Here is a 24,152-nt window from a genome sequence, read left to right as displayed (position 1 = left end):
TCCGCTTTTCTAAGTAGATACATGTTTGAAAGGGTGTAAGAAAATGAATCAACCTGTCCTATTTTTAATCATATTATTGATAGTTGGATTTCTTGCCAAAAATCAGTCATTAATGTTTGCAGTCGGCTTTTTACTTGTTATCAAACTGACTGGGCTTGATACTAAATTGTTCCCGCATATCCAGGCAAAAGGAATCAATTGGGGCGTAACTGTTATTACGATTGCCGTTTTGGTGCCGATTGCGACCGGTGATATTGGATTTAAGCAGCTGACAGAGGCAATGCGATCATCCTACGCATGGATTGCTTTAGGAGCCGGGATTGCTGTTGCCCTTATTGCCAAAAATGGCTTGACGCTTCTTTCAGAAGATCCTCATATAACAACAGCTCTTGTCTTTGGAACTATTTTAGCGGTGTCTTTATTTGGTGGAGTTGCAGTCGGCCCGCTGATTGGTGCGGGTATTGCCTATTTAGTGATGCAAACAGTTAAATTTTTTGGTTAATATAATAAATTCTGATACAATAAGTGAGAAGGCGCCCTAAAAACTCATTATTCTTCTTTAATATCATTTTTCTGACAAATTTTTTGGTTCTGGAAATTCTTTTCGTTCACAAAAATCAGATAATTGTTTATAATGGGTATAGGCAGTTTAATTCCGCCTTCTTATTAATTAAAGTCACAATTGAAGATAACATTCGATGTGGCTATTATATTAGCTGCTTATGTAAGCATTTTCTTTTTAAAAAATGCTAGTGTATTGAGCAAGCGCTCGGTCGTTTAAACGATTGAAAGATTGGGCAAATAAAAAGAAAAAGACCAGTTTGTCGAATGCTATCTTTTATTGTTGACGAGAAGAGCGGATCAATGGGGATATTTTTGCAAAGGAGAGATTTACATGACAACAACACGGGGTCTAGAAGGAGTAGTTGCTACTACTTCATCTGTAAGTTCAATTATTGATGATACTCTTACATATGCGGGGTATAACATCGATGATTTAGCAGAGAATGCTAGTTTCGAAGAGGTTGTTTATTTATTGTGGCATAGAAAGCTTCCGACGAAAGATCAGCTTGCAGAAATTAAAAAAGAGCTTGCTGAAAATGCAGAAATACCGCAGGAGGTTATCGATCACTTTAAATCATACGATCTAAAATCTGTGCATCCGATGGCAGCTCTCCGTACAGCTGTTTCTCTTCTTGGATTATTTGACAGTGAAGCAGATGTAATGGATCCGGAAGCTAACTACCGCAAAGCGATCCGTCTTCAGGCAAAGCTGCCGACAATTGTTTCAGCATTTGCCCGCATCCGCAAAGGACTTGAGCCTATTAAACCAAAATCAGATGTTAGTTTAGCAGTGAATTTCCTGTATACTTTAACTGGGGAAGAGCCGAGCGGTGTTGCAGTGGAAGCTTTTAATAAAGCATTAGTCCTTCATGCCGATCATGAGCTGAATGCATCTACATTTACAGCACGCGTATGTGTAGCTACATTATCAGATGTTTATTCCGGCGTAACTGCAGCAATCGGTGCTCTTAAGGGACCTTTGCATGGCGGAGCAAATGAAGCGGTAATGAAAATGCTCAAAGAAATCGGCGACATTAATAACGTGGAGTCATACTTGCATGAAAAGTTCTCCCGAAAAGAAAAAATTATGGGCTTTGGACACCGTGTGTACCGCCAGGGAGATCCTAGAGCGAAACATCTGAAGGAAATGTCTGAAAAATTGACAAATCTTACAGGTGAGCCGAAATGGTTTGAAATTTCTACTAAAATTGAAGAAGTTGTAACAAGTGAAAAATCCATTCCGCCAAACGTAGATTTCTATTCTGCATCCATGTACCACAGCTTAGGCATTGATCATGATTTATTCACGCCTATCTTTGCTGTTAGCCGTGTATCAGGATGGCTCGCTCATATTCTCGAGCAATATGAGAACAACCGTCTGATCCGCCCGCGTGCAGATTACACAGGGCCGAATATGCAGAAATATGTGCCAATGGACAAGCGGGGCTGATCTCCCTTAATCACACAAGAGGCCCTTTTCGGTAAAACTGAAACGGCCTCTTATTGAAGAATCAGAAGCCCGCAGTTTTAGCTTTTCAAGTAGAGCCCATCGCCTGACTCCTCGGCCAGAACGGCTCCGCCAGCAAAGGTAAAAAGCGCCTTTTCTGCCGGATCCTTATCTGCCTGCTTGAGTTAACCAGGCGATTCCATTTTTATATTACATAACAGGAGGTCATTATTTTGACACAAGGACAAAAAATTACAGTTGCAGATGGAGTATTAAACGTACCTAACAATCCTATCATTCCATTTATCGAAGGGGACGGAATTGGTCCTGATATCTGGGCGGCTGCTTCACGCGTTTTAGAGGCAGCAGTTGATAAAGCATATAATAGTGAAAAGAAAATTGAGTGGAAAGAAGTTTTAGCTGGAGAAAAAGCATTTAACAAAACTGGAGAATGGCTCCCTGAAGAAACACTCGAAGTAATCCGCGAATATTTCATTGCTATTAAAGGACCTTTAACTACTCCAGTAGGCGGAGGAATCCGTTCATTGAATGTTGCTCTTCGTCAAGAGCTTGACTTGTTTACTTGTCTTCGTCCTGTACGCTATTTTAATGGAGTTCCTTCTCCAATTAAGCGTCCTGAAGATACAGACATGGTGATTTTCCGTGAAAATACGGAAGATATCTATGCAGGTATTGAGTATGCTAAAGGATCAGAAGAAGTAGAAAAATTGATTTCTTTCCTTAAAAATGAATTAGGCGTTAATAAAATCCGTTTCCCTGAAACTTCAGGCATCGGCATTAAACCTGTTTCTGAAGAGGGAACTCAGCGACTCGTGCGTGCAGCAATCAATTATGCAATTAAAGAAGGCCGCAAATCAGTTACACTTGTTCATAAAGGAAACATCATGAAATATACTGAAGGTGCTTTCAAGAACTGGGGCTATGAACTGGCTGAAAAAGAATTCGGAGATCAAGTATTTACTTGGGCTGAATACGACCGCATTGTAGAAAAAGACGGCAAGGATGCTGCAAACAAAGCACAGCAGGATGCAGAAGCTGCAGGCAAAATCATTGTAAAAGATTCGATTGCAGATATCTTCCTTCAGCAGATCTTAACTCGTCCGCGTGAATTTGACGTAGTTGCAACAATGAACTTAAACGGAGATTACATTTCTGATGCCCTTGCTGCTCAAGTTGGCGGAATCGGTATTGCTCCTGGAGCAAATATCAACTATGAAACTGGACATGCTATCTTCGAGGCTACTCATGGCACAGCTCCTAAATATGCGGGACTTGATAAAGTAAATCCATCATCTGTTATTCTGTCTGGTGTGTTAATGCTTGAGCACTTAGGCTGGAATGAAGCAGCTAAATTAGTTGTGGACGCAATGGAAAAATCAATCTCAGATAAAGTAGTAACGTATGACTTTGCCCGTTTAATGGACGGCGCTAAAGAAGTAAAATGCTCTGAATTCGCTGATGCTTTAATCAGCAAAATGTAAGTAAACAAGGTAAGGCTATTTTTCTTATAAGAAAAATAGCCTTACCATGTAAAGGAGATGTTTTAAATGGGAATGAAACGTAAAAAGGTATCAGTCATAGGCGCCGGCTTCACTGGTGCGACTACGGCATTTCTATTAGCTCAAAAAGAACTTTCAGATGTTGTATTAGTAGATATTCCGCAGCTTGAGAATCCTACTAAAGGAAAAGCTTTAGATATGCTTGAAGCAAGCCCTGTTCAAGGATTTGATGCAAATATTATTGGAACAAGCGATTATGCCGATACAGCTGATTCTGATATTGTCATCATTACAGCAGGCATCGCCCGCAAACCTGGAATGAGCCGAGATGATCTAGTTCAAACAAACCAAAAAATTATGAAGAGTGTTACAAAAGAAATTGTAAAATACTCTCCAAATACAATTATTATCGTATTAACTAATCCTGTTGATGCAATGACATACACTGTGTATAAAGAATCAGGGTTCCCGAAAAGCCGTGTTATCGGACAATCAGGAGTACTTGATACAGCGCGCTTCCGTACATTCGTTGCTCAAGAGCTGAATCTTTCGGTGAAGGATGTAACAGGTTTTGTACTAGGCGGACACGGAGACGATATGGTTCCGCTAGTACGCTACTCATATGCAGGCGGAATTCCGCTTGAAACACTGATCCCGAAAGACCGTTTAGAAGCAATCGTTGAGAGAACACGCAAAGGCGGCGGAGAAATTGTTAACTTATTAGGCAATGGCAGCGCGTATTACGCTCCAGCAGCTTCATTAGTTGAAATGTCAGAAGCGATCCTTAAAGATCAGCGCCGCGTAATCCCTGCGATTGTCTACTTAGAAGGCGAGTATGGCTATAAAGGAATTTACCTTGGCGTGCCAACTATCCTTGGCGGTAACGGGCTTGAGCAAATTATTGAACTTGAATTAACAATTGACGAAAAAGAAGCTTTAACAAAGTCTGCAGAATCTGTAAAAAGCGTAATGAAAGTTCTTTCGTAAAAAACTGAAGTTGGGGTGAAATCCCCAACTTCTTTACTAAACGAATTGTAAACGTTTTCAATTTTGGAGGTGACCCGAAAATGCTGCTTGGCAAAAAAAGAAAACTTGGGAGACAAATCGAAGAGATTACAACAGGCGAAAAATTAACGCTTACTGAAAAGATTGAAGATAAAGATCTGCTCCTGTATCTTGGACTGACGAATGACGCGAACCCGCTGTACATTCAGCATGACTATGCCTCTTTAACACCTTATGAAAAACCGATTGTACCAAGTATCATGCTGACAGGAATTATTACTTCTGCTGTTTCGAAATATTTGCCGGGACCAGGAAGCCATATTCTGCAGCAGAACCTCTCTTTTCCCCTGCCAGTCTATCATTACAGCATGATTCAGTTTTTCTTTGAAGTCACAGATGTAAATAAAACAGAGAATCAAATTACCTTGCGTGTAGAAGCGCTAAATGAAAAAGAAGTGACTGTTATCGAAGGAACGATCACTGTCGTACCGCCAGTTCAGCTTTCTTCAATGGACGGACATGCTCTTGAAAACTTTTAATCCTAAAATACCAGCGTCCTAAAGCGGATGCTGGTATTTTATTTTAATAAATATCCCTGATACATGTACTTTTCTACTTCTCCATTATGAATCCAATAGGAATTTGTCTGCTTTTTATTGGTCATTCTAATGAATAGGAACCTGCCTATTTTAAGCAGGATTTGCACGATCTGAAAGAAAACGTTTGTTCAATTGCATCTATCCTCTATAATGGAGATATAAAAAGAGATAAAGCAATTTGGATTGTTTGGGGTAAAACTATTTGGTGGAGGCTTATATGAGTAAGAAAATTCTGGTCGTAGATGATGAACAATCAATATTAACCCTGCTTCAATACAATCTTATTCAAGCGGGTTTTGAAGTCATTACAGCAATCGATGGAGAAGAAGGTCTTGAAAAGGGTTTAAATGAATCGCCTGATTTAATGGTGCTGGATCTCATGCTTCCCAAAATGGACGGCATAGAGGTATGCAAACAGCTTAGACAAAAGAAAATCATGGTGCCGATTCTTATGCTAACGGCTAAGGATGATGAATTTGATAAAGTTTTGGGTTTAGAACTGGGCGCAGATGATTATATGACAAAGCCTTTCAGTCCAAGAGAAGTAGTTGCGAGGGTAAAGGCTATCTTAAGAAGAACTCAGACTTCAGCAGATACAGAAATCAAAGAGCTCGATACTTCTGATAGAATGATGATTGGAGATCTGAAGATTCTCCCGGAACATTATGAGGCATATTACGGAGATGAACGTCTTGAGCTGACTCCCAAAGAATTCGAACTTCTTGTTTATTTAGCCAGACATAAGGGACGTGTGCTTACAAGGGACCAGCTGTTGAGCGCAGTATGGAACTATGATTTCGCCGGAGATACCCGAATCGTTGATGTTCATATCAGCCACTTGCGTGAAAAAATTGAACGAAACACAAAAAAACCGCTTTACATAAAAACGATAAGGGGACTGGGATACAAGCTCGAGGAGCCTAGAATGGATGAATAGGTTTCGCTCACGCCTGATATTTGCTATTATCACACTGATTATTGCTGTTTTAATTGGCCTCGGGCTGCTTCTTGGTCAAATATTCGGCAGTTATTATATGAATTCTTTTCAGGAGCGGATAAAAGAAGAGGCAAAAATAACTGAGCTTTTTATTCAGGAAAAAGGATTTGCGTCTCCTGATTTCGATTCGTTTCTTCAAAATTACAGTGATACAATCAATTCCCATATTACAATCTATGATCGAAACGGAAACGTTTTAAAGGATGCAGGACCTTTTCAGCAAGACCATGATGCCATTGCGAAAGAAATTCTGCTGAAACACCGCAATTCCAAAAAAGGATTCAAACTCAATATTGAAGAAGACAATCTTTATTTTTACGGTTTGCCTTACATTGAAAAGGATGTGAAGCAAGGATACATTGTCCTGAGTTCTACAGAAAACTCTTTAAAGAAAATCAATCAGCAGATCTGGATTCTTCTCATTGCAAGCCTTGGTTTGGCTCTTCTCGTTATTCTTCTGCTTGCGGTAAGAATTACGTCGCGCTATACGCGACCAATTGAATCTGCAACAAATGTGGCCATGGAGCTTGCAAAAGGCAACTATAAAGCGAGAACGTATGAAGACCATATGGATGAAACAGGCATGCTGAGTCAATCAATAAATATACTGGCAAGAAATCTTCAGGATATGAACCGTGCCCAGGAAATGCAGCAGGATCGTCTGCAGACTTTAATAGAAAATATGGGCAGCGGATTGATTTTGATTGATGGAAGAGGGTATATCAATCTTGTCAATCGTGCATACAAAGAATTATTTAATATTGAATCTACCGACTTTTTATATAAGCTGTACTATGAAGCATTCCAGCATAAAGAAATTGTGGATTTGGTCGAACACATCTTTATGACTGAAATTAAGGCGAGAAAACAGCTGCATCTTCCGCTGAAAATAGAGCGCAGGCATTTTGAAGTCTATGGTGCTCCGATTATTGGCACAAACGATGAATGGAAAGGCATCGTTCTGGTTTTTCATGATATTACGGAACTTAAAAAGCTTGAGCAAATGCGAAAAGACTTCGTTGCAAATGTATCTCACGAGCTGAAAACGCCAATCACATCCATAAAAGGCTTTACGGAGACCTTGCTTGATGGTGCACTTGAGGACAAGCAGACACTGGAGTATTTTCTGTCTATCATTTTAAAGGAAAGCGACAGACTGCAAACGCTGATTCAGGATTTGCTGGATTTATCGAAAATTGAACAGCAGGGCTTCAAGCTCAATCTTCAAAACTGCAATGCAAAGGAAATCCTTGAAGAGGTCATTATCATTCTTAAAAGCAAAGCAGATGAGAAAGAAATTGAGTTATCACTGCATGTAAATTCAGGCGAACTCTATGTGTATGGGGATGTGTATCGTCTGAAGCAAATCTTTATTAATCTCATAAGCAATGCTTTGAACTATACCCCTAAAGGCGGCAGAGTTCAGGTGTTTTTAAAAGACGGTGAAAGTTACGCAACTTTTATTGTCAGCGATACAGGCATTGGTATTGAAAAAGAAGAGATTCCGAGGATTTTTGAACGTTTTTACAGAGTAGATAAAGCGAGAAGCCGGAACTCAGGAGGAACGGGCCTTGGGCTTGCTATTGTGAAGCATTTAGTTGAAGCGCATAAGGGCCAGATTTTTGTAAACAGCACGGTAGGCGAAGGAACGACGTTCACAGTAAAACTAAATAAAAATCATCATTTAGATTAGTTTTACATTATATTTACATCACATTTAATTTTACTTAATAAAGTGCTGTTAATATAATAAGTGAAAACCCCTTCATCCAAGGAGCCAATCTTTTGGACGAGAACATTCCCTGTTCTCGTCCCTTTTTTTGTTCGTGTAGATAAAAATGCTTACAAATAAATGAAACCTTTTCTTGGGAATTGCGTAAATATTTATGAAGGGAAAAAGGGGGCGTAGAAATGATCAGCATCAAGCGCATTTATACAATAATCGGAGCTGTCTTATTAGTTATTGTTTTAGCTATTATCGCTTTTACAACCTGGTATACGGTCGATGAATCGGATCAGGCTGTTATTATTACATTTGGTGAAGTGGAAGAAGGCATAAGTGAACCTGGACTTCACTTTAAAATGCCGTGGCCAATTCAAAAAGTAGAAAAACTGTCAAAAGAAACATTCAGTCTTCAGTTTGGGTACACAGAAAAGGATGGAGATGTGAAGTCATTTCCAAAAGACACAAAAATGATCACGGGTGATGAAAATATTGTTTTGGCCGATATGGTTGTGCAATGGAAAATCACCAATCCTGAAAAATATTTATTTAACTCTGAGGATCCTCAGGAAATTTTATATGATGCTACATCTGCCTCATTAAGAAGTATTATCGGAAGTTCAATTATTGACGATGCACTGACATCCGGAAAAGTTGAAATCGAGGAAGATGTACAGGAGCTTTTAATTTCCCTCGTTGAAAAATATGATATCGGTATTTCGGTCCTTGCTGTGAAGCTGCAGGATGTTGATCTGCCGAATGATGAGGTTCGCAAAGCCTTTACAGATGTAACAAGTGCCCGTGAAACGATGAATACAAAAATAAATGAAGCAAAGAAATATTCAAATCAGCGTACTCAAGAGGCAGAAGGGGAAAAAAATGCATTAATCTCAAAAGCAGAAGGTGATAAAACCGCAAGAATTGAGAAAGCACGCGGTGAGGTGGCTACTTTCAATGCCGTTTTGAGTGAATATCAGAATGCAAAGGGAATCACTGAAAAACGCTTAATCCTTGAGACGATTGATCAAGTACTGCCGGGAGCAAGCATTTATTTCATGAAAGATGACGGAAACACAATGAAGTATTTCCCGATTGGAGAAATGCAAAAACAAACAGAGGCTATGCCTAAAGCAGCAGATGAAAAAGGAAGTGATAAAAATGGCCAATGATAATCTAGTCAAAATGAAAAATGAGCGCAGAGATTTCAGCGGATACCGGAAGTATATCCGCACGGCGATCTGGTTCATTTTAACGCTGATCCTTGCTGTTATGCTGCTGACAAATCTTTTCGTTGTTAAAGAAAATGAGTACAAAGTAATCCGCCAGTTTGGGGAAGTTGTTAAAATTATTGAAAAACCAGGTTTGCACATAAAAATACCATTTGTACAAACGGTATCTTCCATTCCAAAATACCAAATGACTTTTGATGTAGAAGAGGCGGAAATTAATACAAAAGATAAAAAGCGCATCTTGATAGATAACTATGCTGTGTGGAAAGTAGATGACCCCAAAAAATTGATTGCCAATGCAAGAACACTTGTCAATGCTGAAACAAAGATGGCTGAATTCACGTTCTCTACTGTTCGTTCTGAACTTGGGAAATTGAACTATGATGAGATCATCAACGATGAAAAATCTTCACGGGGAAGCATTAACGATAAAGTAACAGATATTGTGAATTCACTTCTTGAAAAAGATGAATACGGCATCAGTGTAACGGACGTCCGGATTAAACGAACAGATCTTCCTGAAGATAATGAGGAATCGGTTTACACCAGGATGATCTCAGAACGTCAGTCTACAGCCCAGGAGTATTTATCTATGGGAGATGCCCGGAAAAATACGATCATTGCAGAGACAGACCGGACTGTAAAAGAAATGCTTGCTAAAGCGGCTGCAGACGCAGACGTCATTCGAAGTCAAGGTGAAAAGGAAGCAGGTAAGGTATACAACAGTTCCTATTCAAAAGATCCTGAATTCTATGAACTGTATCGCACTCTGGAATCATACAAGAAAACAATCGGCAAGGAAACAGTCATCATTATGCCGTTTGACTCTGAGTATGCAAAAACATTGATGGGTGAGACGGAATAATCTTTAACACCTTTAAAGAAATAATAATCCCCCTTGATTTTCTTTCTATCTGCCTGTCATGGTAGAATAGAGAAAGATAATCATGGGTTTTTTTTATAAAAAAACATATTTTCAGGTGCAATTTTTACTACAGGAGGTTCATTTGGATGACAAAAAAACTTGTTCTCATTGACGGGAACAGCATTGCCTATCGCGCTTTTTTTGCATTGCCGCTGCTGAATAATGATAAAGGTGTACATACCAATGCTATATATGGATTTACTATGATACTTATGAAAATTCTTGAGGATGAAAAACCTTCCCATCTTCTAGTTGCATTTGATGCAGGGAAAACTACCTTCAGACATGAAACGTATAAAGAATATAAGGGCGGAAGACAAAAGACACCGCCAGAGCTGTCGGAGCAGTTTCCGTTTATCCGCGAGATGCTGGATGCCTACAGCATATCAAGATATGAACTTCCAAATTTTGAAGCGGACGACATAATAGGAACTCTATCAAGACAGGCCGAGAAGGATGGATTTGAAGTGAAAGTCATCTCCGGCGATAAAGATTTAACTCAGCTTGTTTCAGAGCATATCACTGTTGATATTACTAGAAAAGGAATTACTGACGTTGATTCATATACACCGGAGTTTGTTCAGGAGAAATATGGACTTGTTCCGGCTCAGATTGTGGATATGAAAGGGTTAATGGGTGATAGCTCGGATAATATCCCCGGAGTACCAGGAGTAGGAGAGAAGACAGCAATTAAGCTTCTTAAGGAGTACGAAACGCTTGAGCGGCTCCTTGAGTCACTTGATCAGGTAACCGGGAAAAAGTTAAAAGAGAAGCTCGAGGAAAATAAGGACCAGGCCATTATGAGCAAGGAGCTTGCAACAATCAACTGTGATGCACCGGTAGAAATCACATTGGATGATGTGCAGTACGGGGGCTACGATGTAAAGAGTGTAATAGGGATTTACAAAGAGCTTGGATTCAATTCGCTTCTCGATAAGCTTGGAGTGGAAGCAGACATTGAGGAACAGCCAATTGAGGATGTCCAATTTGAAATTGCAGAAGAAATAACAGATGACCTCCTTACAGATGAAGCTGTTCTAATCGTGGAAGTATTGGAAGAGAATTATCATAACAGCGACATTATCGGCCTTGCCATTATAAATGAGAACGGAAACTTTTATGTTCCGACCGATCTTGCTTTGAAATCTGAAAAGTTTTCAAAATGGGCATCAGATGATACGAAACGGAAAACCGTTTACGATGCTAAACAATCAATTGTGGCTCTTCATTGGCAGGGAATTGATCTGAATGCAGTTGAATTTGATGTTTTGCTTGCGGCATACATCCTCGATCCTTCACAAACGTTTGATGATGCTGCAAGTGTTGCCCGTCATAAAGGAATACATATCGTTCAGTCTAATGATACTGTATATGGAAAAGGGGCCAAGCGGAGGATTCCGGATACAGAAAGGCTTGCAGAGCATCTGGTCCGGAAAGGAAAAGCTCTTCAAACAGTCAGGGAAAAACTTCAGCTTGAACTGGAGGAGAATGAACAGCTTGCGCTTTATCAGGAACTTGAAATGCCGCTTTCGATCATTTTAGCTGATATGGAAGCAACAGGTGTAACGGTGGATGTGGACCGTTTAAATGATATGGGCCAGCAGCTGACTGAACGGTTAAAAACTCTTGAAGAAAATATCCATCGTTTAGCAGGGGAAGCATTCAACATTAATTCTCCGAAGCAGCTCGGCGTGATTTTATTTGATAAGCTTCAGCTTCCAGCTGTAAAGAAGACAAAAACAGGATATTCTACATCTGCAGATGTTCTTGAAAAACTTGCAGACAGGCATGAGATCGTTCAGGAAATCCTCCATTACCGTCAGCTTGGGAAGCTGCAGTCAACTTATATTGAAGGGCTGCTGAAAGTTGTTCACCGCGACACAAATAAAGTCCATACAAGATATGTTCAGACATTAACGCAGACAGGGCGTTTAAGCTCGACAGATCCAAATCTGCAGAACATACCAATCAGGTTAGAAGAAGGGCGTAAAATCCGCCAGGCCTTTGTCCCCTCTGAACCAGACTGGGTAATGTTTGCTGCAGACTATTCTCAAATTGAGCTGAGAGTTCTTGCCCATATAGCAGGAGACATCAATTTAATTGAAGCCTTCCAAAATGATCTGGACATTCATACGAAAACGGCAATGGATGTGTTTCATGTTGAAGCGGAAGCCGTGACATCCAATATGAGAAGACAGGCAAAAGCCGTAAACTTTGGTATTGTTTACGGCATAAGTGATTATGGTTTATCTCAAAGCTTAAATATCACCCGTAAAGAAGCGGGTGAATTTATTAAACGTTACCTGGAAAGCTTCGATGGTGTCAAAGAGTATATGGAAGAAATCGTTCAGGAAGCAAAGCAAAATGGCTATGTAAAAACACTGCTGCAGCGCCGCAGATACATTCCTGAGATTACAAGCAGAAATTTCAATGTGCGCAGTTTTGCCGAAAGAACGGCTATGAATACACCGATACAGGGAAGTGCAGCTGATATCATTAAAAAAGCGATGATAGATATGGCTGCACAGCTGAAAGAAAAGAACCTGAAAACACGATTATTGCTGCAGGTGCATGATGAACTGATCTTTGAAGCGCCTAAAAGTGAAATCGAAATTCTGGAAAAATTGGTTCCGCAAGTGATGGAGCATGCCGTTGAACTAAAGGTGCCGCTTAAAGTTGATTATTCATTCGGATCATCATGGTATGACGCAAAATAAGGAAGTGATAGGATGCCTGAACTGCCAGAGGTAGAAACCGTAAGACGGACACTTATTGAACTTGTAAAAGGAAAAACAATAGCAGCCGTTTATATTCATTGGCCTAAAATCATTAAAAGACCGGAAGTGACTGAGCAATTTCAGGATGCAGTCGCTGGTCAGACAATCCATGATGTAGGGAGAAGGGGAAAGTTCCTGAAATTTTTCCTTGATGACTATGTGCTCGTTTCACATCTGAGAATGGAAGGAAGATACGGCTTATATAAGGACTCTGACCCCATTGATAAACATACCCATGTTGTTTTTGCGATGACAGACGGTACAGAACTGAGATATAAAGATGTACGCAAGTTCGGAACAATGCATCTTTTCAAAAAGGGAGAGGAGGAACTCGATCTTCCCTTATCTCATTTAGGACCTGAGCCTTTTTCTGAGAATTTTACAGTGAGTTATCTAAGCGAAAAGCTCCAAAAAACAAATCGGAAAGTAAAAGTTGTCCTGCTTGATCAAAAAGTGATGGTCGGACTAGGGAATATATATGTTGATGAGGCTTTATTCCGGGCGGGCATTCACCCTGAACGCCCTTCAAACGAGTTATCAGATGAGGAAATCGTAAAGCTTCACAATGAGATTATTCTTACTTTAAGTGAGGCGGTTGAAAAAGGCGGCAGCACCATAAGATCCTATGTCAACACACAAGGGCAGATTGGTATGTTCCAGCTTGAACTGTTTGTTTACGGAAGAACGAATGAGCCGTGTAAAGTTTGCGGAAAAACGCTGATAAAAACAGCTGTAGGGGGCAGAGGAACACACTACTGCGAAAATTGCCAGCGATGAGACTTTAACAACTCATAGGCCATTGTCATATACTACCGTAGCTTTTTTGCGGAAGGGGCATGGTTTATGGTTGCAGCTGCATCACTCTTTTTATTAGCATTTGCAGTAAGTTTGGATAGTTTTTCAGTCGGGTTTACTTATGGATTAAGAAAAATGAGCATGCCATTTAAATCAATCGTTATTATTGCCTGCTGTTCGGCAGTGACTTTGCTTTTTGCTATGGGAGCAGGTCATCTGCTTACGTCATTTCTCCCCCATAGTCTGACTGGAAAACTTGGAGGCATGATCTTAATTGCCATTGGAGCGTGGGTTCTTTATCAGTTTTTTCGGCCTGTAAAAGAAATGACGCAGGAAGAATCGGAGAAAACACTGCTCAACTTAGAGATTAAATCTTTCGGAATTGTGATAAATATATTAAGCAGGCCTACTGCGGCGGATATTGATAAATCAGGAACTATTACAGGAGTAGAGGCGCTGCTGCTGGGTTTTGCGTTATCACTTGATGCATTTGGAGCTGGAATTGGAGCTGCTCTTTTAGGGTATTCGCCTATATTAACAAGCTTGCTGGTAGCTGTTATGAGCTCATTGTTTGTAGCGTTTGGGATAAAATCAGGCCATCTCTTTTCACGGTTTGCCTGGATGGATAGACTCACTTTTTTACCAGGTGTCCTGCTGATTATTTTAGGCGTCTGGAAGCTGTAGGGGAAGGAGGGTTCAAATTGACATTGGCGATTGGATTAACAGGAGGCATAGCCAGCGGAAAGAGCACAGTCTCAAACATGTTTAAGGATGCAAATATCCCGGTAATAGATGCAGATGTAATCGCCAAACAAGTAGTGGAAGCAGGAGAACCAGCTTACCATTTAGTGGTAGAAACATTTGGGCGCAGCATCTTAAAAGATGATGGTGCAATTGACCGTGAAAAGTTAGGCAGCATCGTCTTTCAAAATGAAACAGAGCGAAAAAAATTAAACGGCATCGTTCATCCTGCTGTCCGCAAGGAAATGCTGAAACAAAAAGAGGATGCCGAAAGAAGAAATGAGCCTGCGGTTGTGCTGGATATTCCTCTCTTATTTGAAAGCAATTTAGCACATATGGCAGACGTAACAGTTGTTGTATATGTAGATTCCCAGGTGCAGCTTGAGCGTCTGATGAACCGGAATCAATTGACAAAACAGGAAGCCGAGTGGCGGATACAGTCACAGCTGCCTCTGAAGGATAAGAAGGACAAAGCTGATGAAGTGATCGATAACAATGGCTCGCTTCAGTCTACGAAAAGACAATTTGAAGACTTAATGAAAAAATGGAATCTTGCTTCTAAATGAAGCTTGATTCTTTTTTTTTTGAAAAAAAACGAAATTAATCATCCTATTAGTGGTCAAATGTGATATACTATTTATGAAATTAAGCATATATTAGTATATCACATAATCCGGAAGGGGTAATGGTATGAAAGCGAAGATTGCCATTAACGGTTTTGGTCGCATTGGGAGAATGGTATTTAGAAAAGCAATCTTTGAAGAGGGTTTATCGATTGTAGCGATTAACGCCAGCTATCCGGCTGAGACGTTGGCGCACATGATAAAATATGATACAAATCATGGGAAATTCGAGGGAGAAGTTATTCCATTCGATGATTATTTACTTGTAAATGGACAAAAAATCCAACTGTTGAATTTCAGAGATCCCAGGGATTTGCCATGGGGATTGATGGATATTGATATCGTCATTGAAGCAACGGGTAAGTTCAATGACGGCGAAAAAGCTATGTACCATGTACAGGCAGGGGCTAAAAAAGTAGTCCTGACGGCACCTGGCAAAAACGAAGATGTAACAATTGTGATGGGAGTAAATGAAGAGGCTTACAATAATGAACAGCATATCATTATTTCAAATGCTTCCTGCACAACAAACTGTCTCGCGCCAGTTGTAAAAGTACTTGACGAGCAATTCGGAATTGAAAACGGATTAATGACGACAGTACATGCGTACACAAATGATCAAAAAAACATAGATAACCCTCATAAAGACCTTCGCAGAGCAAGAGCCTGCGGCCAGTCCATTATTCCAACAACTACAGGAGCAGCAAAGGCACTGTCACTCGTATTGCCGCATCTTAAGGGAAAACTGCATGGGATGGCGCTCAGAGTGCCGACACCAAATGTTTCACTGGTAGATCTTGTGGTGGATGTGAAGAGGGATGTAACGGTTGAAGAAGTAAGTTCTGCATTTATGACTGCAGCAAGCGGACCTTTACAAGGAGTGCTGGACTTCACGACAGAACCGCTTGTTTCTATAGATTTCAATACAAACCCCCACTCTGCTATCATTGATGGTTTATCAACAATTGTGATGGCGGGCCGTAAAATAAAAGTACTGGCCTGGTATGACAATGAATGGGGATATTCATGCAGAGTCGTTGACCTTGTTCAATTTGTTGCTTCAAAAATGAAGCGGCTGTCTGCAGTTTAATAGGATGATAAGATGAAAACAGGCTGCGCTGGCAGCCTGTTTTTTTTATGTCTAAGGAATCTGAGCTGGAGAATGTAAATAGATGGATTAACGGATGTACAGCATCTATGCGTTTAGATAATGTTATAAAACCGTCTTAAGCGGTTGAAACAAACGTTCTCAGTTTCATAAATTTAACCATCACCGCAAAAAAGAGGATAGTAAGAAAAAATGGGCTTCTCTAAAATCAGTTTTGGCGGGCTCTGCGGTTCATGTGAGAAACTGTGCTGTATTTTTTCAAAAAAAGTTTGTTGCAAAAACAAACTAAAGGAAGTATACTATTTTTCGTGAACTTCTTACTAAGCACGGCCTTGTGGCTACTTAAAGGGTTAGGACCTCTTTGGACTAACTTTCCCCCGTGGTAGTTGAACAAACCATTTGCGAAGAATTCATGTAAACTAATTTTGCTAAAGGGGGATCCATTAAAAATGGAAACAATGGGACGACACGTTATCTCAGAATTATGGGGATGCGACTTTGATAAGCTAAACGACATGGAATACATTGAAAAAACGTTTGTAAATGCTGCATTAAAATCAGGTGCCGAAGTACGAGAGGTTGCCTTTCATAAATTTGCTCCACAAGGTGTAAGCGGAGTTGTTATCATCTCTGAATCACATTTAACGATCCACAGCTTCCCTGAGCACGGATATGCAAGCATCGATGTATACACATGCGGTGACTTAAATCCAAATATTGCTGCTGACTACATTGCAGAAGCTCTTGGAGCACAAACTCGCGAGAATATTGAAATTCCGCGCGGCATGGGTCCTGTACAAGTTAAACAAGCTCAAGTAAAAGCTCTTTAATGATGAATCATTTTAATGTAAAATAAAAGAGGTGCAGCAGCACCTCTTTTTTCTTATGTTTCTGAAATGTTCTTTTATAATAAAAACCTGCACTTTTGTCTAAGAATTACAAGTTTACATATAGAAAACAATAAAAGGAGCTTTATCCGACTATGAGCATACTGCGAAAAATGAAGGTTTTTCTTTCTACAGGTCAAGAAACGTCCGAAAATCACTATGACGACGATTTAAAAAGCCATTATTATAAAACAACTGCAAAAAAGGCAATTGAAGCTGTTGAAAATACATTCAGCAAACAGCCCGGTGCGACGGTAACATCTGTTTCAGAAGACCGAGGCGAAATCAGCATTGTGATTGACAAGCCGAAAAAAGCGCTGATGATTATCACCATCGTTTCGGTGAGACCATATGAAACAGCCATTGATTTTAATGTATCAGCAGACACTAAATTGGCAAGCGATTTCGGATTCAGCCGGAAGCTGATTATTGATGCCTATGAAAAGCTGAACAAGGCACTGCCGTTTATTGGAACCGGACTGTATCCAAAGTGATTCTTGCAGCATGTCATTTATTTTCATGAAAAATAAAGAAACAACCCTGATGCTTTTGGATTGGAGCTGGTAGTATGAAATGTCCAACATGTCAGCATAATGGAACAAGAGTGCTTGACTCTCGGCCTGTGGATGAAGGGAAATCGATTCGAAGACGACGTGAATGCGAGGAATGCCAATATCGGTTTACAACCTTTGAAAAAGTGGAAGAAATTCCGCTGATTGTTGTAAAAAAAGAAGGCGTTAGAGAAGAGTTCAGCAAGGACAAAATCCTGCGGGGCTTGATTAAGGCTTGCGAAAAACGCCCTGTGCCCCTTACGAAATTAGAGGAAATCGTACAGGATATTGAAAAGGAATTAAGAAATCAAGGAATCTCAGAAGTAAACAGTGAAGATATCGGCGAGATGGTAATGGACAGACTTGCACACGTTGATGAAGTTGCATACGTCCGGTTTGCTTCAGTTTACCGTCAATTTAAAGATATCAATGTTTTCATTCAAGAGTTATCAGAACTGATTAAAAAGGTGAAATAAAGAGCTCGTGAAGGAATCGCTTCAGGCTCTTTTTTCAACTTATGAAATAGAGGGAAAGTAATGGACAAGCATTGGAATCAGTTATTGCCTGTTGATCGGTATTTGGTCAAAATGAATGGTGTCCTGCAGGATTTTGACAGGAAAGTTTTGACGCTGCTTTATCAGCCGCTATTAGGTGCAAAATGCTATGGTCTTTATATGACGCTTTGGGCGGAGCTTGAACAGGACCGGATGTGGAGCGAAGAAACGACACATCATGGGCTGATGTCCCTCATGCAAAGCAACCTGAGAGAAATCTATGAAGAGCGGATTAAACTTGAAGGCATCGGATTATTAAAAACGTATCAAAAGGAACAAAGTGACACTAAGCTGTACATCTACGAATTAATGCCTCCCCTGAAGCCTGCTGATTTTTTTCAGGATGGGGTATTAAACATTTATTTATATAATCGCGTTGGGAAAAACAAATACAATCAGCTGAAAAAGTTTTTTGCAGACAGCAGTCTGTCTCCTGATCTTGTTCAGATTACCAGACCGTTTAATGAGGTATTTAAATCTCTTCAGCCGAGTGAAATGATTTCCAGACTCACAGATGAGGTGCAGGAAGACCTTGAACTTGAAAAAGGATCAGAATTTTATCATTCAGGAGAAGCCGCATCGCCTCAGATGACAGATGAAGTGTTTGATTTTGATTTATTTTTTGCAGGGTTGTCAGAAGCTGTCATTCCCAGAAAATCCATAACAAAGAAAGTGAAAGAAACCATTAAAAAGCTTTCATACTTGTATGGCATTGGTGCAATGGAAATGAAGAATGTCGTGATGAATGCAATTGACGCAAATGAAACAATCCGGATCGACAGTTTGAGAAAAGCTGCAAGAGACTGGTATCAGTTTGAACACGGCGAAAAATTGCCTGCACTTGCCGATAAAATCCAGCCGGTTTTACTAAGATCTGAGACTTCCTCAAAAAAAGAACTGTCTCAGGAGGAAATGCTGATCAGACAGCTGGATTCAATATCGCCAAAGCAGTTTTTAATGGATCTTGCAGACGGTATTGAGCCATCAGCTGCAGATCTGCAGATCGTTGAAGAAGTAATGTTTAAGCAAAAGCTTCATCCTGGCGTCGTTAATGTTTTAATTTACTATGTAATGTTAAAAACAGATATGAAGCTATCGAAAACATATGTGCAAAAAATTGCAAGTCACTGGGCAAGAAAACAAGTATCCACTGTGAAATCGGCTATGGAGCTTGCAAAGCAGGAGCATCGACAATATCAGGAGTGGGCCGAAAAGAAAACCGTTTCTAAAACAGGCAGAAAGCTGATACGGAAAGAGAAGCTTCCTCAGTGGCTTAAAGAAGACCTGGAAAAACCTGATACCAAAGAAGAAGTCAGCCAAACAGAAGTGGATCTTGAGCGGAAAAGGCTTGAAGAAAAAATAAAACAATACAGACAGCAGCAGTCAGATTAACAATTGGAGGTGAATCCAAGTGGAATCGATTAATAAAACATTAAGCGGACTTGCGGGCCGTGAGGATTTTCAAAAACGGATGAGTGCGATGAAAGCACAAATTATGAAGAATCCCGATATTCAACAATTTCTGAGTGAACATCGTACAGAAATTAATGATGCGATGATTAACAGAAGTCTAATCAAGCTGTATGAATATATCGGCCAAAGCAAGCGGTGTGCAGATTGCCCAAGTCTGTCAGAGTGCAAGAATTTAGTTGAGGGATATCATCCCAAGCTCATTCTTCAGGGGAAAACGATTGATTTAAAATATGAGGTTTGTCCAATGAAGGAAGCGGAGGATGAACGGAAAAAACATCAGGCTTTAATTAAATCCATGTTTATTCCCCGTGATATTCTTAATGCGAAACTTGAAGATATTGACCTTAAAGAAGACAGCAGAATAAGAGTTGTCAATATGGTGCTTAGCTTCAGCGAAGAATATGAGGCAGGAAAACAGGTAAAGGGAATGTATCTATACGGTTCGTTTGGAGTCGGCAAAACCTATATACTTGGAGCCATTGCGAACGAGATCGCCAAGAAAAAAATCCCTTCCATGCTCGTCTATGTTCCCGAATTTATGAGAGAGCTGAAGAGCTCGCTCCATGACAATTCACTTGAAGACAAGATTGATGCCGTTAAAAAAGTGAAAGTGCTTATGCTCGATGACATTGGCGCAGAAGCGATGTCCAGCTGGATTCGGGATGATATATTAGGCTCTATTCTTCAATATCGCATGCTTGAAAATCTTCCGACATTTTTCACATCAAACTTCAGCATGAAAGATCTGCAGAGTCACTTAAGTGTTACGCAGCGCGGGGAAGAAGAACCTGTCAAATCAGCGCGGATCATGGAGAGAATTAAATATCTTGCCGATCCATATGAGTTAAAAGGACGAAATTGGCGGGAGAGATAAATATGCAGTGCCAGACACAGTTCTACAGGGACTGTGTTTTTTATTTATTTTAAAGTAAGTATAAAAATGCTGCGATTTGATTGCAATCGGACGCCCGGAACCTCGGGTCAGAACGGAAAGGAGCTTGCACGTTTCTAATTCCCTTTAAAAAAGAATTCTATTTAACGGTTCTCCGCCATATACATGAAATCAGGTATTGGCTAAAAAGGGGGGACAACCATGATCGAAATATTTTTCAATTCTCCGCATGAAGCAGAAACAGTCCACAATATGATTGATCATGAGCGTGATAAATGGAAAGCTGAGATTGTTAGAATAAAGGAACATGGAATCCAGATTGAAAGCAATGATCCAGGTGAGATGATTAACGTCCTTCTGATTCCGGTGATCGTCCGCTACATCCTGAAGTACAAAGAATCTCACATGATGCTGTCCATCCTCAAAGACAAATTCTTTTTCCAAGAGCCAGAGGAACAACAGCAAATTATACATATTGCCGAGGCGATTATTGAAGGAGAACGCAGCGAGATTCCAAACGTTGATCAGCTTCCGCAAAGGGAAACTCCCATCTATGAAGCTCTGGCCGATTTTATCAGGCCAGATCTGTCTTTTGCTCTTCCATCCTTTATAAAGTTCCGTCTTCACCAGTATGTGGAGCGTTTATATAAATATATTGAGGTTGCGATCGAAGAGTACAAGCTCGAGCAGGAATATCAGACTTTTATTCAAAGTTTAAGAGATTATGCCATGAACAGAGAAACGAAAGTGAACGTGCTTCACATCGTGCATGAAAAAGAGCTGACAGTTTACAATGAACATTTTGCTGAACTGAGCCAGGATGAGCTGATGAAGTATATTGACCGGTCTTTTATTCATCAGCATCCTATGTACATTGATGCCTCGCTTTTGGCGCCGCTGGTGTCAATTGCTCCAAACAAAATTCATTTATATACCGATTCACCTGACTTTGGCATGATACGGACGATACAGAATATCTTTTTGGAGCGGGTAAACATTTATCCCAGAAAAATGTCCGGTATTTAAGAAAAGCGGAAACGGCCATTTAGCCCAGGCATGACAGATAAGAATCAGGCAGAAAAGTTCGGGTTTGACTTTTTGGGCGGGATTTGTTCTGGCAAGGGAGCTGGGAGATGAAGCCAGTCACCAATGCTGATACTACCTTATCTTATAAAAAAAGCTGAATAATCTTGATTTCCCCTGGAAATGATTCTATAATACGTAGTAAATACATGATAAGTTATGATGAGGACATGAGGGTGTTATCACGGCGCAAAGAGAGGGAAGTCACGGCTGAGAGCTTCCTGGCATGAATAACTCGCTTACCACCTCTAAACTTCAGCTATGAAAGGCATGCTGCCCAGTAATTGCTGACGGGTATTCCCGTTACAGATTTTTTTGAGCCATTCACTGTATTTTGCGGATGGAAACAAGGGTGGAACCACGGCGAATAATCACTCGTCCCTTACTATAGGGACGAGTTTTTTATTTTTTAAAAAATTATATTTAAGGAGTGACAAGGATGTCAGACGCTGTAAAAATTTCATTTCCGGACGGAGCTGTAAAGGAATATCAGGCAGGCACAACAACTGAAGATATTGCGGCATCCATCAGCCCGGGGCTTAGAAAAAAATCATTGGCAGGTAAATTCAATGGTGAATTAATTGACTTGAAAACACCAATCAATCAAGATGGCAGCATAGAAATAGTCACATTGGACAGTTCTGATGCATTAGAGATTATCCGTCACAGTTCTGCACACGTACTCGCGCAGGCTATAAAAAGGATCTACAAAGATGTGAAGCTTGGAATTGGCCCGGTTATCGAGAATGGATTCTATTATGACATTGATATGGACCAATCGATTTCTGTTGAAGATCTTCCGGCAATAGAAAAAGAAATGAAAAAAATCATCAATGAAAACATTGAGGTTGTCCGCAAGGAAGTAACGCGGGAAGAAGCAAAAGCCATCTATGAAGAGATTGGAGATAACCTAAAACTAGAACTGCTTGATGCTATCCCTGAAGGCGAAAAGGTGACAATCTATGAACAGGGCGAATTTTTCGATCTTTGCCGCGGAATTCATGTTCCTTCAACTGGAAAATTAAAAGAGTTTAAACTTTTAAGTGTTGCTGGTGCGTACTGGCGCGGAGACAGCAACAATAAAATGCTGCAGCGCATTTATGGCACAGCTTTTATTAAAAAAGCCGACTTAGATGAGCATCTTCGTTTATTGGAAGAAGCGAAAGAGCGCGATCACCGCAAGCTGGGAAAAGAACTGAGCTTATTCACTACATCTCAAAAAGTAGGTCAGGGTCTGCCAATCTGGCTTCCAAAAGGTGCGACAATCCGGCGCATCGTCGAGCGCTACATTGTGGATAAAGAAGAGCGCTTGGGCTATCAGCACGTTTACACTCCTGTTTTGGGAAGTGTGGAGCTGTACAAAACATCAGGTCACTGGGATCATTACCAGGACGACATGTTCCCTGCAATGTCTATGGATAATGAGGATTTAGTTCTTCGTCCAATGAACTGTCCGCACCACATGATGGTTTACAAGCATGATATTCACAGTTACCGCGAGCTTCCGATCCGTGTAGCTGAGCTGGGCACAATGCACCGCTATGAAATGTCAGGTGCACTCAGCGGGCTTCAGCGCGTGCGTGCGATGACACTTAATGATGCACATATCTTTGTCCGTCCGGATCAAATTAAAGACGAGTTTATCCGCGTTGTGAGATTGATTGAAGAAGTATATAAAGATTTTGGAATCAATGATTATTCATTCCGTCTTTCTTACCGCGATCCAGAGGATAAGGAGAAATATTTTGATGATGATGCGATGTGGGAAAAAGCTCAAAGCATGCTGAAGTCAGCAATGGATGAGCTTCAGCTTGATTATTTTGAAGCAGACGGCGAAGCAGCTTTTTATGGTCCAAAGCTTGATGTGCAAGTCCGCACAGCGCTTGGAAAAGATGAAACGCTTTCTACCGTTCAGCTTGACTTCTTATTGCCTGAGCGTTTTGATTTAAATTATGTCGGTGAGGACGGCAAACAGCACCGCCCAGTTGTTATTCACCGCGGGGTAGTATCAACAATGGAACGCTTTGTTGCATTCTTGATTGAAGAATACAAAGGGGCTTTCCCGACTTGGCTCGCTCCGACACAAGTGCAGGTAATTCCGGTTTCACCTTCTGTGCACCTTGATTATGCAAAAAAAGTTCAAGAACTGCTGCAGGCTGAAGGAATCCGCGTAGAGCTTGACGCACGCGATGAGAAGATCGGCTATAAAATCCGTGAGGCGCAAATTCAGAAAACACCTTATATGCTTGTTGTCGGTGATAATGAAGCGGCTGAATCTGCCGTTAATGTCCGCAAATACGGGGAACAAAAATCAGAGACAATTGCTCTAAAAGAGTTTATCGAAGGTATCGTAAAAGAAGTGAAGAGATAAAATCTTCTCAAAAAAAAGTATTGCACATCCAGTAAATGTTTGATACAATTCATTTTGTTGCAATAAACCAGCATGACTTGACAGCGGAAAATTTTTCGTGATATAATTTGCAGGGTAATTGAATAGAAGTTTGTCTTGCAAGCAGAAGCACCCGCTTCTCACCTGATCGACGCATTATTGCAGTCTGCAGGTTTACGACTATATATACTTAGTATACTAAATCGTAGTGTGGGTGTTTTGTGCGCCCACACTTTTTTGTTTTTCAAGAAAGTGTAGCACAAACAATTC

At 40.4% G+C, this 24,152-nt stretch carries 21 protein-coding genes and 1 other annotated feature; all 21 genes read left to right on the top strand.

What is annotated here, in order from left to right; all coding sequences use genetic code 11:
* Window positions 1-43: 43 nt before the first annotated feature.
* The 21 genes from K8L98_RS19010 (at window position 44) to thrS (ending at window position 23,864) form a co-directional block, all read left to right on the top strand.
* Window positions 44-502, top strand: coding sequence for a DUF441 domain-containing protein (locus K8L98_RS19010; RefSeq protein ID WP_223437157.1), 459 nt, complete (start codon window positions 44-46; stop codon window positions 500-502).
* A 393-nt stretch (window positions 503-895) separates the two neighbouring features.
* Window positions 896-2,014: a citrate synthase gene (gene citZ / locus K8L98_RS19005; RefSeq protein WP_223437155.1), complete on the top strand. Its 1,119-nt coding sequence runs from the start codon at window positions 896-898 to the stop codon at window positions 2,012-2,014.
* Between the two features lie 230 nt (window positions 2,015-2,244).
* A complete protein-coding gene (gene icd, locus K8L98_RS19000; RefSeq protein ID WP_223437153.1) occupies window positions 2,245-3,513 on the top strand; it encodes an NADP-dependent isocitrate dehydrogenase in 1,269 nt (422 codons plus the stop codon).
* 66 nt (window positions 3,514-3,579) lie between these two features.
* Window positions 3,580-4,518, top strand: a complete 939-nt coding sequence (gene mdh / locus K8L98_RS18995; RefSeq protein WP_223437151.1) for a malate dehydrogenase — start codon at window positions 3,580-3,582, stop codon at window positions 4,516-4,518.
* A gap of 80 nt (window positions 4,519-4,598) precedes the next feature.
* The gene (locus K8L98_RS18990; protein ID WP_223437150.1) at window positions 4,599-5,075 is read left to right on the top strand and encodes a MaoC/PaaZ C-terminal domain-containing protein; all 477 of its coding nucleotides are present in this window, start codon (window positions 4,599-4,601) and stop codon (window positions 5,073-5,075) included.
* 277 nt (window positions 5,076-5,352) lie between these two features.
* The gene (locus tag K8L98_RS18985) at window positions 5,353-6,072 is read left to right on the top strand and encodes a response regulator transcription factor (protein ID WP_223437148.1); all 720 of its coding nucleotides are present in this window, start codon (window positions 5,353-5,355) and stop codon (window positions 6,070-6,072) included.
* Complete coding sequence (gene pnpS, locus K8L98_RS18980) at window positions 6,065-7,825, top strand: two-component system histidine kinase PnpS (RefSeq protein WP_223437145.1); 1,761 nt, start codon at window positions 6,065-6,067, stop codon at window positions 7,823-7,825. The genes K8L98_RS18985 and pnpS overlap by 8 nt, the downstream gene beginning before the upstream one ends.
* Before the next feature lie 218 nt (window positions 7,826-8,043).
* Window positions 8,044-9,024, top strand: a complete 981-nt coding sequence (hflK, locus tag K8L98_RS18975) for an FtsH protease activity modulator HflK (RefSeq protein WP_223437143.1) — start codon at window positions 8,044-8,046, stop codon at window positions 9,022-9,024.
* Window positions 9,014-9,949, top strand: coding sequence for a protease modulator HflC (gene hflC / locus K8L98_RS18970; RefSeq protein WP_223437141.1), 936 nt, complete (start codon window positions 9,014-9,016; stop codon window positions 9,947-9,949). Before hflK ends, hflC begins: the two co-directional genes overlap by 11 nt.
* Window positions 9,950-10,095: 146 nt before the next feature.
* Entirely contained in the window at window positions 10,096-12,726 is a 2,631-nt protein-coding gene (polA, locus tag K8L98_RS18965) for a DNA polymerase I (RefSeq protein ID WP_223437139.1), read from the top strand.
* Between the two features lie 12 nt (window positions 12,727-12,738).
* Window positions 12,739-13,563: a DNA-formamidopyrimidine glycosylase gene (gene mutM / locus K8L98_RS18960; RefSeq protein ID WP_223437137.1), complete on the top strand. Its 825-nt coding sequence runs from the start codon at window positions 12,739-12,741 to the stop codon at window positions 13,561-13,563.
* Window positions 13,564-13,629: 66 nt separating this feature from the next.
* A complete protein-coding gene (gene ytaF, locus K8L98_RS18955; protein WP_223437135.1) occupies window positions 13,630-14,265 on the top strand; it encodes a sporulation membrane protein YtaF in 636 nt (211 codons plus the stop codon).
* A 17-nt stretch (window positions 14,266-14,282) separates the two neighbouring features.
* Window positions 14,283-14,888, top strand: coding sequence for a dephospho-CoA kinase (gene coaE / locus K8L98_RS18950; RefSeq protein ID WP_223437133.1), 606 nt, complete (start codon window positions 14,283-14,285; stop codon window positions 14,886-14,888).
* Between the two features lie 124 nt (window positions 14,889-15,012).
* On the top strand, window positions 15,013-16,035 hold the full coding sequence (locus K8L98_RS18945) for a glyceraldehyde-3-phosphate dehydrogenase (protein WP_223437131.1): 1,023 nt from the start codon (window positions 15,013-15,015) through the stop codon (window positions 16,033-16,035).
* 467 nt (window positions 16,036-16,502) lie between these two features.
* Window positions 16,503-16,883: an adenosylmethionine decarboxylase gene (speD, locus tag K8L98_RS18940; RefSeq protein WP_070877709.1), complete on the top strand. Its 381-nt coding sequence runs from the start codon at window positions 16,503-16,505 to the stop codon at window positions 16,881-16,883.
* 152 nt (window positions 16,884-17,035) lie between these two features.
* Entirely contained in the window at window positions 17,036-17,434 is a 399-nt protein-coding gene (locus K8L98_RS18935; RefSeq protein WP_223437129.1) for a cytosolic protein, read from the top strand.
* A gap of 74 nt (window positions 17,435-17,508) precedes the next feature.
* Complete coding sequence (nrdR, locus tag K8L98_RS18930) at window positions 17,509-17,967, top strand: transcriptional regulator NrdR (protein WP_223437127.1); 459 nt, start codon at window positions 17,509-17,511, stop codon at window positions 17,965-17,967.
* A 60-nt stretch (window positions 17,968-18,027) separates the two neighbouring features.
* The gene (locus tag K8L98_RS18925) at window positions 18,028-19,437 is read left to right on the top strand and encodes a replication initiation and membrane attachment family protein (RefSeq protein ID WP_223437126.1); all 1,410 of its coding nucleotides are present in this window, start codon (window positions 18,028-18,030) and stop codon (window positions 19,435-19,437) included.
* 19 nt (window positions 19,438-19,456) lie between these two features.
* Window positions 19,457-20,392, top strand: coding sequence for a primosomal protein DnaI (dnaI, locus tag K8L98_RS18920; protein ID WP_223437124.1), 936 nt, complete (start codon window positions 19,457-19,459; stop codon window positions 20,390-20,392).
* A 219-nt stretch (window positions 20,393-20,611) separates the two neighbouring features.
* Window positions 20,612-21,436, top strand: a complete 825-nt coding sequence (ytxC, locus tag K8L98_RS18915) for a putative sporulation protein YtxC (protein ID WP_223437122.1) — start codon at window positions 20,612-20,614, stop codon at window positions 21,434-21,436.
* 496 nt (window positions 21,437-21,932) lie between these two features.
* Entirely contained in the window at window positions 21,933-23,864 is a 1,932-nt protein-coding gene (gene thrS / locus K8L98_RS18910) for a threonine--tRNA ligase (protein WP_223437120.1), read from the top strand.
* A gap of 133 nt (window positions 23,865-23,997) precedes the next feature.
* Window positions 23,998-24,127, top strand: a sequence feature (ribosomal protein L20 leader region).
* The last annotated feature ends 25 nt before the right edge of the window (window positions 24,128-24,152 follow it).

It is taken from the genome of Metabacillus dongyingensis (assembly GCF_019933155.2).
Classification (GTDB): domain Bacteria; phylum Bacillota; class Bacilli; order Bacillales; family Bacillaceae; genus Bacillus_P; species Bacillus_P dongyingensis.
This window is presented reverse-complemented; position numbering and strand designations above follow the sequence as displayed.

Coding starts and splice junctions, on each gene's coding strand:
- K8L98_RS19010 (WP_223437157.1), top strand. CDS start 44: ATGAATCAACCTGTCCTATTTTTAATCATATTATTGATAGTTGGATTT.
- citZ (WP_223437155.1), top strand. CDS start 896: ATGACAACAACACGGGGTCTAGAAGGAGTAGTTGCTACTACTTCATCT.
- mdh (WP_223437151.1), top strand. CDS start 3,580: ATGGGAATGAAACGTAAAAAGGTATCAGTCATAGGCGCCGGCTTCACT.
- K8L98_RS18990 (WP_223437150.1), top strand. CDS start 4,599: ATGCTGCTTGGCAAAAAAAGAAAACTTGGGAGACAAATCGAAGAGATT.
- K8L98_RS18985 (WP_223437148.1), top strand. CDS start 5,353: ATGAGTAAGAAAATTCTGGTCGTAGATGATGAACAATCAATATTAACC.
- pnpS (WP_223437145.1), top strand. CDS start 6,065: ATGAATAGGTTTCGCTCACGCCTGATATTTGCTATTATCACACTGATT.
- hflK (WP_223437143.1), top strand. CDS start 8,044: ATGATCAGCATCAAGCGCATTTATACAATAATCGGAGCTGTCTTATTA.
- hflC (WP_223437141.1), top strand. CDS start 9,014: ATGGCCAATGATAATCTAGTCAAAATGAAAAATGAGCGCAGAGATTTC.
- polA (WP_223437139.1), top strand. CDS start 10,096: ATGACAAAAAAACTTGTTCTCATTGACGGGAACAGCATTGCCTATCGC.
- mutM (WP_223437137.1), top strand. CDS start 12,739: ATGCCTGAACTGCCAGAGGTAGAAACCGTAAGACGGACACTTATTGAA.
- ytaF (WP_223437135.1), top strand. CDS start 13,630: ATGGTTGCAGCTGCATCACTCTTTTTATTAGCATTTGCAGTAAGTTTG.
- K8L98_RS18945 (WP_223437131.1), top strand. CDS start 15,013: ATGAAAGCGAAGATTGCCATTAACGGTTTTGGTCGCATTGGGAGAATG.
- speD (WP_070877709.1), top strand. CDS start 16,503: ATGGAAACAATGGGACGACACGTTATCTCAGAATTATGGGGATGCGAC.
- K8L98_RS18935 (WP_223437129.1), top strand. CDS start 17,036: ATGAGCATACTGCGAAAAATGAAGGTTTTTCTTTCTACAGGTCAAGAA.
- nrdR (WP_223437127.1), top strand. CDS start 17,509: ATGAAATGTCCAACATGTCAGCATAATGGAACAAGAGTGCTTGACTCT.
- K8L98_RS18925 (WP_223437126.1), top strand. CDS start 18,028: ATGGACAAGCATTGGAATCAGTTATTGCCTGTTGATCGGTATTTGGTC.
- ytxC (WP_223437122.1), top strand. CDS start 20,612: ATGATCGAAATATTTTTCAATTCTCCGCATGAAGCAGAAACAGTCCAC.
- thrS (WP_223437120.1), top strand. CDS start 21,933: ATGTCAGACGCTGTAAAAATTTCATTTCCGGACGGAGCTGTAAAGGAA.